Here is a 14555-nt window from a genome sequence, read left to right on the forward strand (position 1 = left end):
GCTCCGCGCAACAAACCAGTGGAGGGACAAATGATAACGCATTCGTATCACGCAGCATCCGCACAGATCCGTTGCAGGCCTCTCCCGATCGTCGCGAACGATCTCTCGCCATCAGATGCTGACGGCACGCCGACCGTCTTCATCGTCGACGATGACATATCCGCCCGCGAACCCCTCGCAGATCTCGTCAGGATCTCGGGCTGGAGGGCAGAGGCATTTGGATCCGCCCTCGGATTCCTTGAGCGCCCGCATGTGCCGGTCCCGAGCTGTGTCGTGCTGGACCTCCGGCTACCCGATCTGAGCGGTCTCGAGCTGCAGAGACGCATCGCGGCGGACCGTAGCGAAATGCCAGTCATCTTCCTGACCGGCCACAGCGACGTTCCGATCGCGGTCCAGGCCATGAAGGCGGGCGCGGCCGAGTTCTTCATCAAACCGTTCGATGACGAGGAGCTTCTGACGGCAATCGGTCGCGCCCTGGAAGCCAGCAGGACCAAGCTGAAACATGAAGCGGACCTGCGGGCCCTCCGCAGGCGTCACGCCTCGCTTAGCGGTCGCGAGCAGGAGGTCATGGCACTGGTCGCCGCCGGGCTCCTGAACAAACAGATCGGCTTCGAACTGGGCATCAGCGGAATCACCGTAAAGGCCCATCGCGGCAAGGCCATGCGCAAGATGCAGGCGAATTCCCTGGCCGACCTGATCACCATGGCGGCCAGACTCGGATTGCGCCGCCATTGATACGGGGGGCCGCGCCCGATCCTCGCAGGCAACTCCGCTACAGCTTCGTCACACCCTCGGCCAGACCCTTGAAGAACAACTTCTGGGCGAAGGCGAAGGCGATGAGGCCGGGCGTGGTCACGATGATGTACACGGCCGCGAGATTGGGCCAGGCCCAATGGCCCTGGCCGCCTTGGGCCACAGCCAGGACAACCGGCATGGTGCGCCGCGCCTCGTCGTCGATCAGCGTCACGCACAGCAGATACTCGCCCCACGCGGCGACGAAATTGACGATGAAGATGACAACGAGACCGTTGCGCACCATCGGCAAGCCCACCATCCAGAGGGTGCGCCAGTGACCGGCGCCATCGACCCGCGCGGCCTCGATGACTTCGCGTGGAACGAGCTGGAACATGCTGCGCATGATCAGGATGCTGATCGCCAGCTGCAGGGTGACATAGGGCAGGATCAGGCCGGCGGTGTCGTTGATCAGCCCGAGCCAGCGCTGGGTCTCGTAGATGCTGATCAGGGACACGACGCGAACCGGAAAATAGAGTGAGACCAGGAGAACGGTCATCACCAGCCCGGTGCCGCGCGGCTTCAGATGCACGAGCGCATAACCGGCCATCACGGAACAGACCATGGTCACCAGCACCGAGCTCAGGGTGACGTATACGCTGTTGAACAGGTTTCTCGGCAGCGTGACGATGCGCTCGAACACATAGGAATAGTGGCTGAAGTCGAGTTGCCTCGGGAAGAGATCGCCGCGCATCGAATCCGGCAGCGTCTTCACCGACATCAGCAGCACCCAGACCAGCGGCAGCAGGATGATCAGCAGGAAGAAATTGATCACCGCATGCCGAGCGACCGCGGCCCGCCTGCGCCTGGACCAGCCCGGCCGGGTGTTCCCGCCGCTCGCCCGCTTGGCCGCGACCTGGCTGCGATGAATGGCTTCGAGGCTCATTGGCAGATCGATCCCCCTCAGTCCTTCGCCCGGAACAGCCGAAGCAGCAGCACCATGACGAGCATCATGGCGACGGCCCCGATCATCCCGATCGCCGCGGCATAGCCCTGCCGCCACAGGCCGAGCTTGAAGGCCTGGTCGTACATGAAGATCGTCCAGGTATAGGTCGGCGAGGCGCGGTTGAAGCCGCCGAAGATCAGATACTCGTCGATCACCGCCATCGAGGTGCCGAAGCGCAGGACGACCAGCACCATCATGATCGGCGCCAGCCGCGGCCGGATGACATGCCAGAAGATCTGCCACTCATTCGCCCCATCGATGCGCGCCGCCTCCGGCAGATCCTTGGGGATCGTGGCGAGGCCGGCGAGGAAGAAGATGGTGTGGTAGCCGAGCCCCCACCACACCTCCATGATCGCGATCGAGGGCAGCGTCAGCGGCGTCCCGCCCAGCCATTGCGGTGCGTTCTGCAAGGTGAACAGGCCGGTCGTTTCGACGAGAAAATGATTAATCGGGCCGGCCTGGTAATTGTACATCCACTTCCATAACACGAAGATCAGTGTGCTCGGGATGACCGCCGGAATCAGCAGGACGATGCGGTAGAAGGTCGCCAGGCGCGCATTCGTCACCCGATCGATCAGGATCGCCAGCAGGAGGGGCAGAATGATCGTCCCGGGCAGGAACATGATGGTGAACAGCCCGGCACGCCCGAGGCCGGCCCACAGCAAGGGATCCTGCAGGGCATCGGCATAGTTCCCGAGCCAGACCCAGTTGGCGGGCTGGTTGGACAGAACCTGATAATCGGTGAAGCTGATCCAGAGGACGCGCAGGATCGGGTAGAGCTGATACAGGACGAAGAACGCCAGGGCCGGCAGCAGGAACAGCCACGCGCCGGCGGCCCGGCGCAGCTGGACCGCCTGGCTGCGCAAGGGAACCGCCGCTGCGGGGCGGTACAGGGTCGTATCGTCCATGACTGAAGAACCCGCTCGAAGCCCGGCACGCATCATCCGCAAGGGCCGAGCGCCTCACGGCAACTAACTCCTGCTGACCACCGGTCGTGCGTCAGCCTTTCTTCACCTCGGCGGCGACCGCTTCGGCAACCTTCTGCATGGCCACCTTCGGGTCGGCCTCCTCGCCCTTGAGGTAGGTCTCCCAGATCGGCTTGCCGATGACGAATTGCTGCAGTCCGAACAGATGGTTGGTGATCGCCTTGGCCTTGTCGAGCTGGTCGCGGACCAGGGTGACGAAGCCGGGCATCCAGTCCGGCTTGTCGGCGGCCCATTCGGCGTAGATGGATTTATAAGGCGGCAGTTGCCCCGGATGGCCGCTCGGGGTCCCGACGATCGAGTCTTTCCAGATCTGCCTGTCATAGGTCAGCGCCTTGATGTACTCGGCCGCCTTTTCCTTGTTCTGGCCGTATTTGAACAACGCGCAGCCGGTGGTCCAGAACACGGTCGAGCCTTCGCCGTTGGCGAATCTGGGCAAGGGCCCGAGATGCAGCGCGTTGGGGTCGTCCCAGCTCGCCGCCATCCGCAACGGCGCGTTGAAATACTTGAAGTAGAGGCCGACGCGCTGGGTGGCGAAGGCGACCTCATCCGGGGTTCCGTTGACGCCGGCGTCCGACGCGCCTTCGAGCAGAACGTCGGGGTTGGCGAGCGCCATGATCTGCTTCATCAGCTTCAGCGCTTCGATCGCCGGCTCGCTGGTGAAGTCGAACAGGCCTTCCGGCGTGTAGACATGGGGGCTCATGCTGTGCGCGATCGGCGCCAGCGAGCGCCAGCCATGGCTGTCGAAGGTGGCGCCCCATGGCGCCGCCTGCTTGTCCACGATCGTCTTGGCCGCCGCCAGGACATCGTCCCAGGTCGCCGGCGCGGCATCCGCCAACCCCGCCTTGCCCGTCAGGCCCGAATGCCATCCGGTGCCGATGACGTCGAGGAAGAACGGCCAGCTGTAGAGCTTCCCGTCGATCGTGCACTCCTCGCGGATCGATGGAATGAGATCGTCGATCACCTCCTTCGGGATGTACTTGTCCCAAGGCTCGATCACGTCGGCCTTGACCAAAGCCGACATCTCGACGAAGGGGGTCTGGCCGACATAGACGTCCCAGGTGCTCTCCTTGTTCTTCGCCTCCGCGACAAAGCGTTCGATGCCGAACCCTTCGACCGGCGCGACCTGACTGTTGATGCCCGGAAACTTGGCGTTCACGTCGGCGATCGCCGGGTGGAAGTTCTGGATCCACTGGTAGACCGTGGGTGTCAGCGGACGGTCTGCCGCATAGGCCGCGCCGATGCCCATCTTCGCGACGGCTCCGACGCCGGCAAGGCCGAGCCCTGCCGTGATGCTCCGCGCCATGAAGCCGCGTCTGTCAATATTTCCTGAATACTGAGGAGTAAATTCCACCTGTCGGAGGAATTCCTGCCCTTTCCGGAATGCCATTTGATCCCTCCCGAATCTGCCTTTTGTCCAACATTAAATTGTTCCATGATTCTGGGGGCGGAGCAATGCTGACGCCTCGCCCTTCTGGTCGTCGGCACCGGGCGTTGACGGTGTCCGCCGATCGCGGGACGATAGGTGTGGTGCCGACCAAGACTAAACCCCACGACTTGGGTGGGGCTTCTTGCAAGCGCTGTCAGACTCACGAGCCGAAGGGGCGAAGGTTGACCGGGTACGAGGCTGGGAAGCCGAGCGAGATCTCTTTTGGCGCCTTCCGGCTGCTGCCTGCGCAACAGCTGCTGCTCGAAGGCGACAAGCCGGTTCACCTCGGCAGCCGCGCCCGCGACATCCTCGTCGCTCTTCTCGAACGGCCCGGCCAGATCCTGGGCAAGCAGGAGCTGCTCGACCGCGTATGGCCCAACACCTTCGTGGAAGAGGGCAATCTGAAGGTCCATGTCGCCGCCCTGCGCCGCGCCCTCGGCGACGGACAGGCCGGGAAGCGCTTCATCGCCAATATCCCGGGACGCGGCTACAGCTTCGTCGCACCCGTCGATCACGGTTCCGCGCCCGGCGGCATCGATCCGCAGATCGACAAGGTCGAGGCGCGGCAGGACCTGCCGATGCCGCTCACGCGCATGCTCGGCCGTTCCGACACCGTCGGCGTCCTGTCCGCGCAGATCGCCCGTCAGCGCTTCGTCACCATCGTCGGCGCCGGCGGCATCGGCAAGACGACCGTCGCGGTCGCCGTGGCCGACACCCTGGCCGGCGGCTTCACCGACGGCGTCCGCTTCGTCGACCTCGCCCCGCTCTCCGATCCGCTGCTGGCGCCGGGCGCGCTGGCGACCGTCCTCGGAATCGGCTTGGGTTCGGACAAGCCGCTGTCGACCGTGATCTCCTTCCTGCGGGAAAAGCACCTGCTGATCGTGCTCGACAACTGCGAGCACCTCGTCGAAGCCGCCGCAAGAATGGCGGAGGACGTGCTGAAGGGCGCCCCGCGAGTCCACATCCTGGCGACGAGCAGGGAAGCCCTCCGTTCGGAGGGCGAGCGCGTCCACCGGCTTGCGCCGCTGGCGTTTCCGCAGAGCGGCACGGCGCTCACGGCCGCCGAGGCCCTGGCGTTTCCCTCGGTGCAGCTCTTCGTCGAACGTGCCGCTGCATGCCTCGACGCCTTCGAACTGGGCGACGCCGAGGCGCCGCTCGTCGCCGAGATCTGCCGGCGCCTCGACGGCATCGCGCTGGCCATCGAGATCGTGGCGGGACGGGTCGACACCTTCGGCGTTGCCGGGCTCGCCGCCCGGCTGGACGAGCGCTTCAGCCTGCTGCTGCGCGGTCGCCGCACCGCCCTGCCCCGCCATCAGACTCTGCTCACGACGCTGGACTGGAGCTATGCCCTGCTGCCGGAGCTGCAGCAGGTCGTGCTTCGCCGCCTGGCCGTGTTTGCCGGCATGTTCACGATGGAATCGGCAAGCGCCGTCCTGGCCGACAACGATACGCCTCCGTCCGAGATCGTCGATGCGATCGCCGATCTGATCGCCAAATCCCTGGTCACGGCCAGCGTGGACGCTGCCGTCGCACTCTACCGCCTTCTGGACACCACCCGTGCCTATGCGCTGGTCAAGCTCGACGAACACGGCGAACGGGACCGGTTCGCGCGGCGCCATGCCGAGCATTATCGGGCCTTGCTCGAGCAGGCCAATGGTCAATGGGAGCGCGAGCCTGCGAGCGATTGGCTCCAGCATCACCGGCACAACATCGACAATGTGAGAGCCGCGCTCGACTGGGCCTTTTCGCCCATCGGCGATGTGGCCACGGGCGTCGCCCTGACGGTCGTCGCGATCCCGCTCTGGTTCCACCTTTCGCTCACCAGGGAGTGCGAGGAGCGCGTCGACCGCGCCCTGGCCGCGCCCGAGATCAGCCGGACTCTCGACCAGGAGATGCGCCTGCACGCGGCGCGGGCCTGGTCCTTGATGCAGACGAAGGGCCTGGGGTCGGAGACCTTGGCGGCCTGGCGCCGGGTCCTGGAAACGTCCGAGCGGCAGGAGAATCGCGACTACCAGTTGCGGGCCCTGTGGGGTCTGTGGTCCGGCTTGCTGAACCAGGGCGAGTTCCGCGAGGCCCTGGCGCTCGCGAGGCGGTTTTCGGAGCTCGCCGCAGGCGCAGGCGACAAGCTCGGCATCCTGGTCGGAGACCGGATGGTCGGCTACATCCTGCATCTCCTGGGCGACCAGGCGGAGGCCCGGCACACCATCGAGCGCATGCTGGGCAGATATGAGGTTCCGATCATCGGCGCCCAGATGATCCGCTTTGTCTTCGACCAGCGCGCCATGGCCCGGTGCTTCCTGGCGCGGATTCTGTGGCTGCAGGGCCGGCCGAAGCAGGCCGTGCTCCTGGTCAGGAACATCGTCGACGGCGCCGCCTCCGGGAACGATACCCTCAGCCTTTGCCAGGTCCTGGTTCACGCCGCGTGCCCCGTGGCCCTGTTCGTCGGCGACCTGCCGCTGGTCGAGCGCTACGTCTCGATGCTGATCGACAATGCGGCCCAGGGGCTCGCCTTCTGGCAAGGCTGGGGCCGGTGCTTCCGCGGCGTCCTGCTGATCAAGCGCGGCGACCTCGATCGTGGGCTGGCCGAGCTCGAGGCCGCCCTGGCGGAGCTGCGCGAGATCCAGTACGGCGTCTACTACATCGTGTTCCAGAGCGAGTACGCCTCCGCTCTCGGGCGCGCCGGCAACATCGCCGAGGGATTGGCGGCGATCGACGAAGCCCTGGCGCGATCCGAACAGAATGACGAGCGCTGGTATTTCGCCGAGATCCTCAGGATCAAAGGCGAGCTGCTCCTGTCCCGCGGCGCCGCCGACGGGCCACTCGAGGCCGAGCTGTATTATCACCGATCGCTCGAATGGGCCCGCCGGCAGCAGACGGTCGCCTGGGAATTGCGGACCGCGACGAGCCTTGCGCGGCTGTGGAAGGATCAGCGTCGACCCGGCGAAGCGCTCGCGCTCCTGGCCCCCATCCATGACGGCTTTGCCGAAGGGCAGGATACGCACGATCTCGTGGCCGCAGCGGAGCTCCTGCAGGAGCTCCGCGCCAGCGACTGAGGCGGGCATCGGTCTCCAGGACCGGAACCGAAATGGCACTCAAGCAGCGTTGGAGCCGCCCGCCGAAGGCCGGGTCTCGGAGAGCAGCTTCAGCAGGGCCTGGGCACCGGCGGTCGAAGAGGCTGGGTTCTGCCCCGTGATCAGGCGCCCGTCGGTGATGGCGAAGCTCTGCCAGTTCGGCGCCTTCTCGAAGAGCCCGCCCAGCCGCTTCAGCTCGTCCTCGACCAGGAACGGCACGACATGGGTCAGCTGGACCTCTTCTTCTTCGCTGTTGGCGAAGCCGGTGACGCGCTTGCCCTTCACGATCGGCGCACCTTCATACGTCACCCGATGCAGCACACCAGGCGCATGGCAGACGGCGGCGACCGGCTTGCCGGAATTGTAGAAGGATTCGATCAGGGCGATGGAGTCCGGGTTGTCGACCAGGTCCCACATCGGCCCGTGGCCGCCCGGATAGAAGATCGCGTCGAAATCCTCCGAGCCCATACCCGCCAGCTTCACCGTGTTGGCGAAGTCCTTCCGGGCCGCGTGATCCTGCTTGAACCGCGCCATGGCCGGCGTCTGGTTCTCCGGCAGGTCGCTCTTCGGATCGTCCGGCGGCTGACCACCCTTGGGCGAGGCGAGCGTCAGGGCGACGCCGGCGTCGCGGAACACGAAGTACGGGGCTGCGCCCTCTTCGAGCCAGAAGCCGGTCTTGCGTCCGGTGTTGCCGAGGGTGTCGTGCGAGGTCAGCACCATCAAAATCTTCACGGATCTTCTCCTGTGCTGTTGGTGGTGGCGCGATCAGGTCGTCTGGCGAAGAGGCCGGAAGGCGGCGCGCAACTCGGCGCTGAAGGCGGCCGGCTGCTCCCAGGCGGCGAAATGGCCGCCCTTTTCGGGCCTGTTGTAGTGAATCAGCTTGGGATAGGCCCGCTCCGCCCAGCTCCTGGGCGCCTGGTAGATCTCGTCCGGAAAGGCGCTGACGGCGACCGGGATCTTGATGCCGCGGGGATCGAAGAAGCCGCCCGACGGAAAATGCGCATTGTCCCAATAGAGGCGCGCCGAGGAGATCGCCGTGTTGGTCAGCCAATACAGCGTGACGTTGTCGAGGATGTCGTCGCGCGTCAGGCCTTCGGTCTTGCCGTCGAACACCCGTGCGATGAGCCTGTAGCTGCGGATGTCATGGTCGAGCATCCACGCCGCGAGGCCGACCGGCGAGTCGACGATCCCGTACAGCGTCTGCGGCCGGTTGTTCATCTCGATGGCATAGCCCAGCCCGTTCTTATAGAAGTCGTCCAACTGGTCCCAGGCGTGCTTTTCGTCCGGCGAGAGGCCGGCGGGGGCCGGGCCGCCGGCGGCCAGCGCCTTCGAGACATCGGCCGGCACGGTGGCCGCCATGTTGGTGTGGATGCCGAGCAACCCCGGCGGCTGCTGCAGGGCCATCTGTTCGGACACGGCGTTGCCCCAGTCGCCGCCCTGCGCGACGTACTTCGCATAGCCGAGACGCTGCATCAGCACCGCCCAGGCCCGCGCGATCCGCACCGGGGTCCACTCGGGCCCCGTGGGCTTGCCGGAGAAGCCATAGCCCGGCAATGACGGGATCACGACGTGGAACGCGTCCGATGCGGTCCCGCCATGCGCCGTGGGATCGGACAGCGGCCCGATGATCTTGAGCTGCTCGATGATCGAGCCGGGCCAGCCATGCGTGACGATCAGCGGCAGCGCGGTCTCGCGTTTCGAGCGGACGTGGATGAAGTGGATGTCCAGCCCGTCGATCTCGGTGACGAATTGCGGCAGGGCCTCAAGCCGCGCCGCCATCTTGCTCCAGTCGTAGTCGGCCGCCCAATATTCCGCGAGCGTCCGGATCGTCGCGAGCTGCACGCCCTGCGTGTCGTCCGCGACGGTCTCCCGGTCCGGCCACCGGGTGGCCGAGACGCGGCGGCGCAGGTCGTCGAGCTGCTCCTGAGGAAAGGTCATGCCGAAGGGGCGGATCGCGCCGCTCGCGGCCGCACGGAGCGGCATCGGCATCATCGTGGCGACGCTCGTCAGGGCGGTTGCGACGAGTACGTCGCGGCGGGTGGGCAACAAGCCTTCCGGCATGGCGGGCTCCTCTCGGGTGGCGTCATCGACAGCTGGGTGCCGGGACAGACTGCGACGAGGCGAGGAGGCGCACGATTGCACGTTGGTATCGCCGACACCTTGGTATCGGATGCCGATGATCGGCCGATCGAATATTTCCGCTCCCGGACGATACCAAGGTATTGTCGATACCTTTGTTTGATGGTCAGGGGCGTTGTGCACCGGTATTTCTAGGCCGGGACTGTTTCCGCAACCATCGGAGATCGGATATGGACATCAGCGCAAACGTCGGTCAGATCCGGGTCGATCGCCGCTCACCGGCCTATTGGCGCGTCACCTTCGACCTGCCGCCCCTGAACATCTTCGGGCCGGGGAACATGGCGCAGCTGAACGCCGTCGTCGCGGCGCTCGAAAGCGACGAGCAGGTGAAGGTCGTCGTCTTCGACAGCGCCGTCGAGGGCTTCTTCCTGACCCACTATGATTTCCTGGCGAAGCCGGAGGAGACGCTCGGCCTGCCACCAGGCCCGACCGGGCTGCAGCAGCTGCCCGACATGCTGGTGCGGCTGAGCCGCGCTCCCGTCGTATCGATCGCGTCGATCCGGGGCCGCGCGACCGGTGTGGGAAGCGAACTCGCCCTCGCCAGCGACATGCGCTTCGCCAGCCGCGAGAAGGCCATTCTCTCGCAATGGGAGGTCGGTGCCGGCCTGGTGCCGGGCGGCGGCCCGATGGCTCGGCTGCCCCGTCTCATGGGCCGCGGCCGCGCGCTCGAGGTGCTGCTCGGGGCGGACGACATTCCGGGCGATCTCGCGGAGCGCTATGGCTACGTCAATCGCTCCTTCCCGGATGCGGAGCTCGACTCCTTCGTCGATGCGCTGGCTCAGAGGATCGCGTCCTTCGACAAACAGGCCATCACGGAGACGAAGCGCCTGGTCGACGTGGCGAGCCTGCCATCCGATGCCGAGATCGCGCCGGAGTGGGAGGCGTTCATGACGGCGCTGGCGCGGCCCGCGGCCCAGACGCGGATCAAGCAGCTGATGGAGCGCGGCTTCCATAAGCCGGGCGATGTCGAGACGCACCTCGGCTACCACGTCGGGCAGCTCGGCCGCTGACGGCTCGGTCGGCCATGGCGGGATGCTGTATCATGATCCCGGGCAGCGAGATCGTTACAACCTATATCCAGATCGGTTGCAAATAGTTACTCCGGCATCCCCGCCTTGCGCATTCCTTCGATGAACACGGCGACATCTTCCGAGCGTTGCAATGGTATCCAGCTCTTTAGTTGAGACACCCGTGCATCCAGGTCGACTGTCTGCAGCCTTCTCATCATGGACTGCGCTTCGTCGGCTCGATCCAGGACCGAATATGCGATCGCCGCGAATCTGAGCGCAGACGGGAAACTGGGACGGCGCGCCAGCGCTTTGCCGAACCACTCCAATGACTCCACCGGCCTGCGAAGAAGCAGCAGGGCAATGCCCATGGCGGATTCCGCCTGATGGACCTGGGGATCGACCGGATTGAGCCGCATGGCGTGGCTGATTTCAGCCAAGGCCCGTTCATGCTCACCGAGATAGATGCTGGTCCAGCTCCGCGCCTGCCACGCCCGGAACAGGTTCGGATTCACGGACAGCGCCTGGTTGACCAGAATATCGGCGGTTTGCGCGTCGCGCAGGGCGAAGCCGAAGAACTGCGCCGCGGAGGCCAGGGCGACGGCGTCGTCCTGGCCGAATTCGATGGCCAGCGAAGCCAATTGCTTCCCCCGAGCCAGTTGCTCGGCATCGTTCCTGGCCCAACCGATGTTCTGCCGAAGCCGGTAGCATTCCGACGCCAGGCCATAGGCCGCCGCAAATGACGGGTCCAGATCGATCGCCAGCCTGAAGTGCTGCAACGCCTCCGCATTCGACTCGGCGGTCATCAGCTGCAGCAGGCTGATGCCACGATAATAATAGTCGTAGGCATCGAGATTCTCGGTGGGCTTGCGGGCCGACCGCTCGATTTCCGCCTGCTGCACCTTCGGGGCAATCGCGCCGACCAGCTTTTTCGTGAAATGATCCTGGAGCTCGAAGATGTCGTCGAGCGCTCCGTCGAACTTCTCCGCCCACAGATGCGTCCCGGTGGCCGCCTCGATCAATTGCCCGGTGGTGCGGACGCGGCCCCCCACCCTGCGCACGCTGCCTTCCAGGACGTAGCGGACACCGAGCTCACGGCCGACCTGCTTGATGTCGACCGGTTTCCCTTTGTAGGTGAAGGACGAGTTCCGGGCGATCACGAACAGCGACGGGAATCGCGACAATGCGGTAATGATGTCTTCGACCATGCCGTCGGCAAAGTACTCCTGCTCCGCCTCGCCGCTCATATTCTGGAACGGCAGGACGGCGATCGACGGCTTGTCTGGAAGGGCGGGCAGCGGGCTGGCTTCGGCAGGCTCCGGCGGCGCTCCGATCGAGTCGCCGCCCATGCGAATGCGCCAGGCTCGAATGGGCTCGACGATATTCTTGAGGGTCTGCTCGCCGATGTCCTCGAAGGCAATGTCGACCTTGCCGCGGACCTGGCGCTGGGCGTCGTCCGAGATGCAGACGCTCCCCGGCTCGGCGATGCCTTCCAGCCGCGCCGCGATGTTGACGCCGTCGCCGAAGATGTCGCCGTCATCATCGATGATGATGTCGCCGAAATGGACGCCGATCCGGTATTCGATCCTCACATCCTGCGGCACATCGGCGTTGTGCGTGGACATGGCACGCTGCACATCGATGGCGCAGCGCACGGCGTCGACGACGCTGGCGAACTCCACCAGCAGGCCATCGCCGGTGGTCTTGACGATGCGGCCGCGATAGGCGGCCAGGGCTGGATCGAACACGGCCTGCCTCGTGCTCTTCAGCGCCGCGAGCGTGCGCTCTTCATCCCGGCCCATCAGGCGGCTGTAGCCGGCGACATCCGCCGCCAGCACCGCCGCCAACCGTCGTTCCACCCGCTCGGCGCTCATGTCAGCTCCTCCGCCCCGGGCGACCGCGCAGCGTGCCTGGTCGCGTAGATCGAACGCGCCCGGACCCATCCCGCGACCATGGCCGCCATGGCGCCGAGGCACGGCAGCAGGCCGATCGTCTTTTTCCTGGCGAGCCGTGCCATGCCGCCCCCTCCCCTATTGCGCGGTCCAGCCGCCGTCGACCGACACGCTGGTGCCGGTGATCTGTTCGGCCGCGCCGGAGCACAGGAAGGCGACCGTGCCGCCCAGCTGCTCCGGCGTCACGAAGGTCATCGAGGGCTGCTTCTCGCCCAGGAGCTGCCGGGATGCCTCCTCCTGGCTGATGCCCTTCTCGGCCGCGATCGCGCTGATCTGCTTCTCGACCAGCGGGGTGCGCACCCAGCCCGGGCAGACGGCGTTGCAGGTGATGCCGTTGCCGGCATTCTCCAGCCCGACCACCTTGGTCAGGCCGAGCAGGCCATGCTTGCCCGCGACATAGGCCGCCTTGTGGGTCGAAGCCACGAGGCCGTGGGCCGAGGCGATGTTGATGATCCGACCCCAGCCCTGCTGCTTCATGACCGGCACCGCCGCGGCGATGCCGTGGAACGCCGCCGACAGGTTGATCGCCAGAATGGCGTCCCACTTCTCGGCCGGGAACTCCTCCACCGGCGCGGTGAACTGGATGCCGGCATTGTTGACCAGGATGTCGACCCGGCCGAGCCGCTCGACCGTAGCCGCCACCAGGCCGCGCACCGCGTCGCCCTTCGACATGTCGGCGCCGTCATAGACCGCGCGCACCCCGTGCTCGCGCTCGATGCCGCTGCGGATCGCCTCGATCTCGCCGGCATCGCCGAAGCCGTTCAGCACGATGTCGGCGCCCTGGCCTGCCAGCACCTTGGCGATGCCGAGCCCGATGCCGCTGGTCGAGCCGGTGACGATCGCAACCTTGCCCTTCAACATGTCGATTGTCCTTGTGTCGGATCGGGGGTGAGGCGGCCTATTCGCCGCGATGGATGTCATGGGTGACGACGCCGATCTCGGAGTCCGGCCGGTCCAGCCGGCGCGGATCGGCCAAGGTGCGGCGGATGTCGTCGAGGCCGCTCTGCCAGTGCTCGCGCATCGCATCCAGCCCGAACTCGTAGTCCTTCGAGTGACCCTCGTAGGTCTTCGATTGGTAGATCAGGTGGACGATGTTGTAGACGCGATGGCAGGCCAGGTCCGCGATGGCCTTGATCTCCGGATCCTCCAAGGCCGCCGCCGGAACTTGCTTCATCACCGTCTGCAGCGCCTGGCGCATCTTCTGCATCTGCAACATGTGATTGGTGATGGCGCGGGTGCGGCTGGAGTACTGGATGTCCTTCTGCCGGCTGGTCACCTCCATCAGATCGTCCGGCATCCGGCCCTTGGCCGACCACAGGTCGACCTGGAAGGTCAGGGTGTCGCGCCGCGGTTCGGTCGACAGCACGTAGGACAGGGGCGTGTTCGAGACCACGCCGCCATCCCAATAGTGCTTGCCTTCGATCTCGATCGCCGGGAAGCCGGGCGGCAGCGCGCCGGAGGCCATGAAATGCTCCGGCCCCAGCTTCCGCTCGGCCGTGTCGAAATAGACGAAGTTGCCGCTGCGGACATTGACCGCGCCGACGCTGACCCGGATGTCGCCGGAGTTCAGCCGGTCGAAATCGACCAGCCGCAGCAGCGTGTCGCGCAGCGGGTTGGTGTCGTAGAAGCTGGTGGCGGCATCGCCGGCGAAGGGCGACAGGTAGGGCGGCGGGAGGCGCGGCTTGAAGAAACCGGGCTGGCCCTGAAACAGCGCCCGCATCGCCGCCGCGGTGTTGTGCGCCGGGCGGAGATCCATGGCGAAGGGCAGCGCCGCCTCGGCCAGCCCGCTGGTCGCAGGCCATTTCACCGGGGAGGCGCAGATGGTTTCCCACAGCTCGCGCAGCCGGTCGACGCGCTGGGATTCGGGCGCCCCCGCGATCACCGCGGTGTTGAGCGCGCCGATCGAGATGCCGGCCAGCCAGGTCGGGCGGATGCCGGCTTCGTGCAGCCCTTCATAGACCCCGGCCTGATAGGCGCCGAGCGCGCCGCCGCCCTGCAGCACCAGGGCGACGGCATCATAGGCCGGTACCTCGACCCGCCCGGGCGCCTTGTGTACCAGCCTGCGGTTTACGCCTCGCATGCGTTGCTCTCCTGCAGGCCGATCGACCTGGTAATGGCAGAGAAATTCCGTCCGATCCGTGGCGCGTCAGGCGAGGTAATCGTGCATGACGGTGCCGAGGCCGAGCGTCAGGTCGGCGACCAGATGCTTGGCCGACAGCACCTCCAGCACCGGCAA

At 66.0% G+C, this 14555-nt stretch carries 12 protein-coding genes; 3 read left to right on the forward strand and 9 right to left on the reverse strand.

Annotated features, from left to right (window positions below; translation table 11 throughout):
- Positions 1–30: 30 nt before the first annotated feature.
- A complete protein-coding gene (locus tag FFK22_RS03735; RefSeq protein ID WP_138887382.1) occupies positions 31–735 on the forward strand; it encodes a response regulator transcription factor in 705 nt (234 codons plus the stop codon).
- A gap of 37 nt (positions 736–772) precedes the next feature.
- On the opposite strand, the gene FFK22_RS03740 is transcribed toward FFK22_RS03735, so the two are convergent.
- The 3 genes from FFK22_RS03740 to FFK22_RS03750 form a co-directional block, all read right to left on the reverse strand.
- Positions 773–1678, reverse strand: coding sequence for a carbohydrate ABC transporter permease (locus tag FFK22_RS03740; protein WP_138887381.1), 906 nt, complete (start codon positions 1676–1678; stop codon positions 773–775).
- Between the two features lie 17 nt (positions 1679–1695).
- The gene (locus tag FFK22_RS03745; RefSeq protein ID WP_221938360.1) at positions 1696–2646 is read right to left on the reverse strand and encodes a carbohydrate ABC transporter permease; all 951 of its coding nucleotides are present in this window, start codon (positions 2644–2646) and stop codon (positions 1696–1698) included.
- Between the two features lie 91 nt (positions 2647–2737).
- Positions 2738–4027: an ABC transporter substrate-binding protein gene (locus FFK22_RS03750; protein ID WP_221938361.1), complete on the reverse strand. Its 1290-nt coding sequence runs from the start codon at positions 4025–4027 to the stop codon at positions 2738–2740.
- A gap of 305 nt (positions 4028–4332) precedes the next feature.
- Here FFK22_RS03750 and FFK22_RS03755 point away from each other — a divergent pair, with 305 nt between their 5' ends.
- Positions 4333–7203, forward strand: a complete 2871-nt coding sequence (locus tag FFK22_RS03755; RefSeq protein ID WP_186002288.1) for a winged helix-turn-helix domain-containing protein — start codon at positions 4333–4335, stop codon at positions 7201–7203.
- Positions 7204–7242: 39 nt separating this feature from the next.
- On the opposite strand, the gene FFK22_RS03760 is transcribed toward FFK22_RS03755, so the two are convergent.
- Both FFK22_RS03760 and FFK22_RS03765 read right to left on the reverse strand, forming a co-directional pair.
- Positions 7243–7953: a type 1 glutamine amidotransferase domain-containing protein gene (locus FFK22_RS03760; RefSeq protein ID WP_138887378.1), complete on the reverse strand. Its 711-nt coding sequence runs from the start codon at positions 7951–7953 to the stop codon at positions 7243–7245.
- Between the two features lie 33 nt (positions 7954–7986).
- On the reverse strand, positions 7987–9174 hold the full coding sequence (locus FFK22_RS03765; protein ID WP_221938366.1) for an epoxide hydrolase family protein: 1188 nt from the start codon (positions 9172–9174) through the stop codon (positions 7987–7989).
- A gap of 356 nt (positions 9175–9530) precedes the next feature.
- On the opposite strand from FFK22_RS03765, the gene FFK22_RS03770 reads away from it, so the two are divergent.
- Entirely contained in the window at positions 9531–10370 is an 840-nt protein-coding gene (locus FFK22_RS03770) for an enoyl-CoA hydratase/isomerase family protein (RefSeq protein WP_138887376.1), read from the forward strand.
- 86 nt (positions 10371–10456) lie between these two features.
- Here the strand turns inward: FFK22_RS03770 and FFK22_RS03775 are convergent, their stop codons facing one another.
- Genes FFK22_RS03775 through FFK22_RS03785 form a run of 4 tightly spaced genes read right to left on the reverse strand, consistent with a single transcriptional unit; the run spans position 10457 to position 14399 of the window.
- On the reverse strand, positions 10457–12241 hold the full coding sequence (locus tag FFK22_RS03775) for an adenylate/guanylate cyclase domain-containing protein (RefSeq protein WP_221938362.1): 1785 nt from the start codon (positions 12239–12241) through the stop codon (positions 10457–10459).
- Positions 12238–12384 (reverse strand): hypothetical protein, encoded by a 147-nt coding sequence (locus FFK22_RS42695; RefSeq protein ID WP_186002289.1) that lies wholly within the window; start codon positions 12382–12384, stop codon positions 12238–12240. The genes FFK22_RS03775 and FFK22_RS42695 overlap by 4 nt, the downstream gene beginning before the upstream one ends.
- Positions 12385–12397: 13 nt before the next feature.
- Positions 12398–13180, reverse strand: coding sequence for a 3-hydroxybutyrate dehydrogenase (locus tag FFK22_RS03780; RefSeq protein WP_138887375.1), 783 nt, complete (start codon positions 13178–13180; stop codon positions 12398–12400).
- 37 nt (positions 13181–13217) lie between these two features.
- Positions 13218–14399, reverse strand: a complete 1182-nt coding sequence (locus tag FFK22_RS03785; protein WP_138887374.1) for a patatin-like phospholipase family protein — start codon at positions 14397–14399, stop codon at positions 13218–13220.
- Positions 14400–14555 lie beyond the last annotated feature (156 nt).

It is taken from the genome of Mycobacterium sp. KBS0706, assembly GCF_005938675.2.
In the GTDB taxonomy this organism is placed as follows: Bacteria; Pseudomonadota; Alphaproteobacteria; order DSM-16000; family Inquilinaceae; genus Inquilinus.

Coding starts and splice junctions, on each gene's coding strand:
- FFK22_RS03735 (WP_138887382.1), top strand. CDS start 31: ATGATAACGCATTCGTATCACGCAGCATCCGCACAGATCCGTTGCAGG.
- FFK22_RS03740 (WP_138887381.1), bottom strand. CDS start 1,678: ATGAGCCTCGAAGCCATTCATCGCAGCCAGGTCGCGGCCAAGCGGGCG.
- FFK22_RS03745 (WP_221938360.1), bottom strand. CDS start 2,646: ATGGACGATACGACCCTGTACCGCCCCGCAGCGGCGGTTCCCTTGCGC.
- FFK22_RS03750 (WP_221938361.1), bottom strand. CDS start 4,027: ATGGCGCGGAGCATCACGGCAGGGCTCGGCCTTGCCGGCGTCGGAGCC.
- FFK22_RS03770 (WP_138887376.1), top strand. CDS start 9,531: ATGGACATCAGCGCAAACGTCGGTCAGATCCGGGTCGATCGCCGCTCA.
- FFK22_RS03775 (WP_221938362.1), bottom strand. CDS start 12,241: ATGAGCGCCGAGCGGGTGGAACGACGGTTGGCGGCGGTGCTGGCGGCG.
- FFK22_RS42695 (WP_186002289.1), bottom strand. CDS start 12,384: ATGGCACGGCTCGCCAGGAAAAAGACGATCGGCCTGCTGCCGTGCCTC.
- FFK22_RS03780 (WP_138887375.1), bottom strand. CDS start 13,180: ATGTTGAAGGGCAAGGTTGCGATCGTCACCGGCTCGACCAGCGGCATC.
- FFK22_RS03785 (WP_138887374.1), bottom strand. CDS start 14,399: ATGCGAGGCGTAAACCGCAGGCTGGTACACAAGGCGCCCGGGCGGGTC.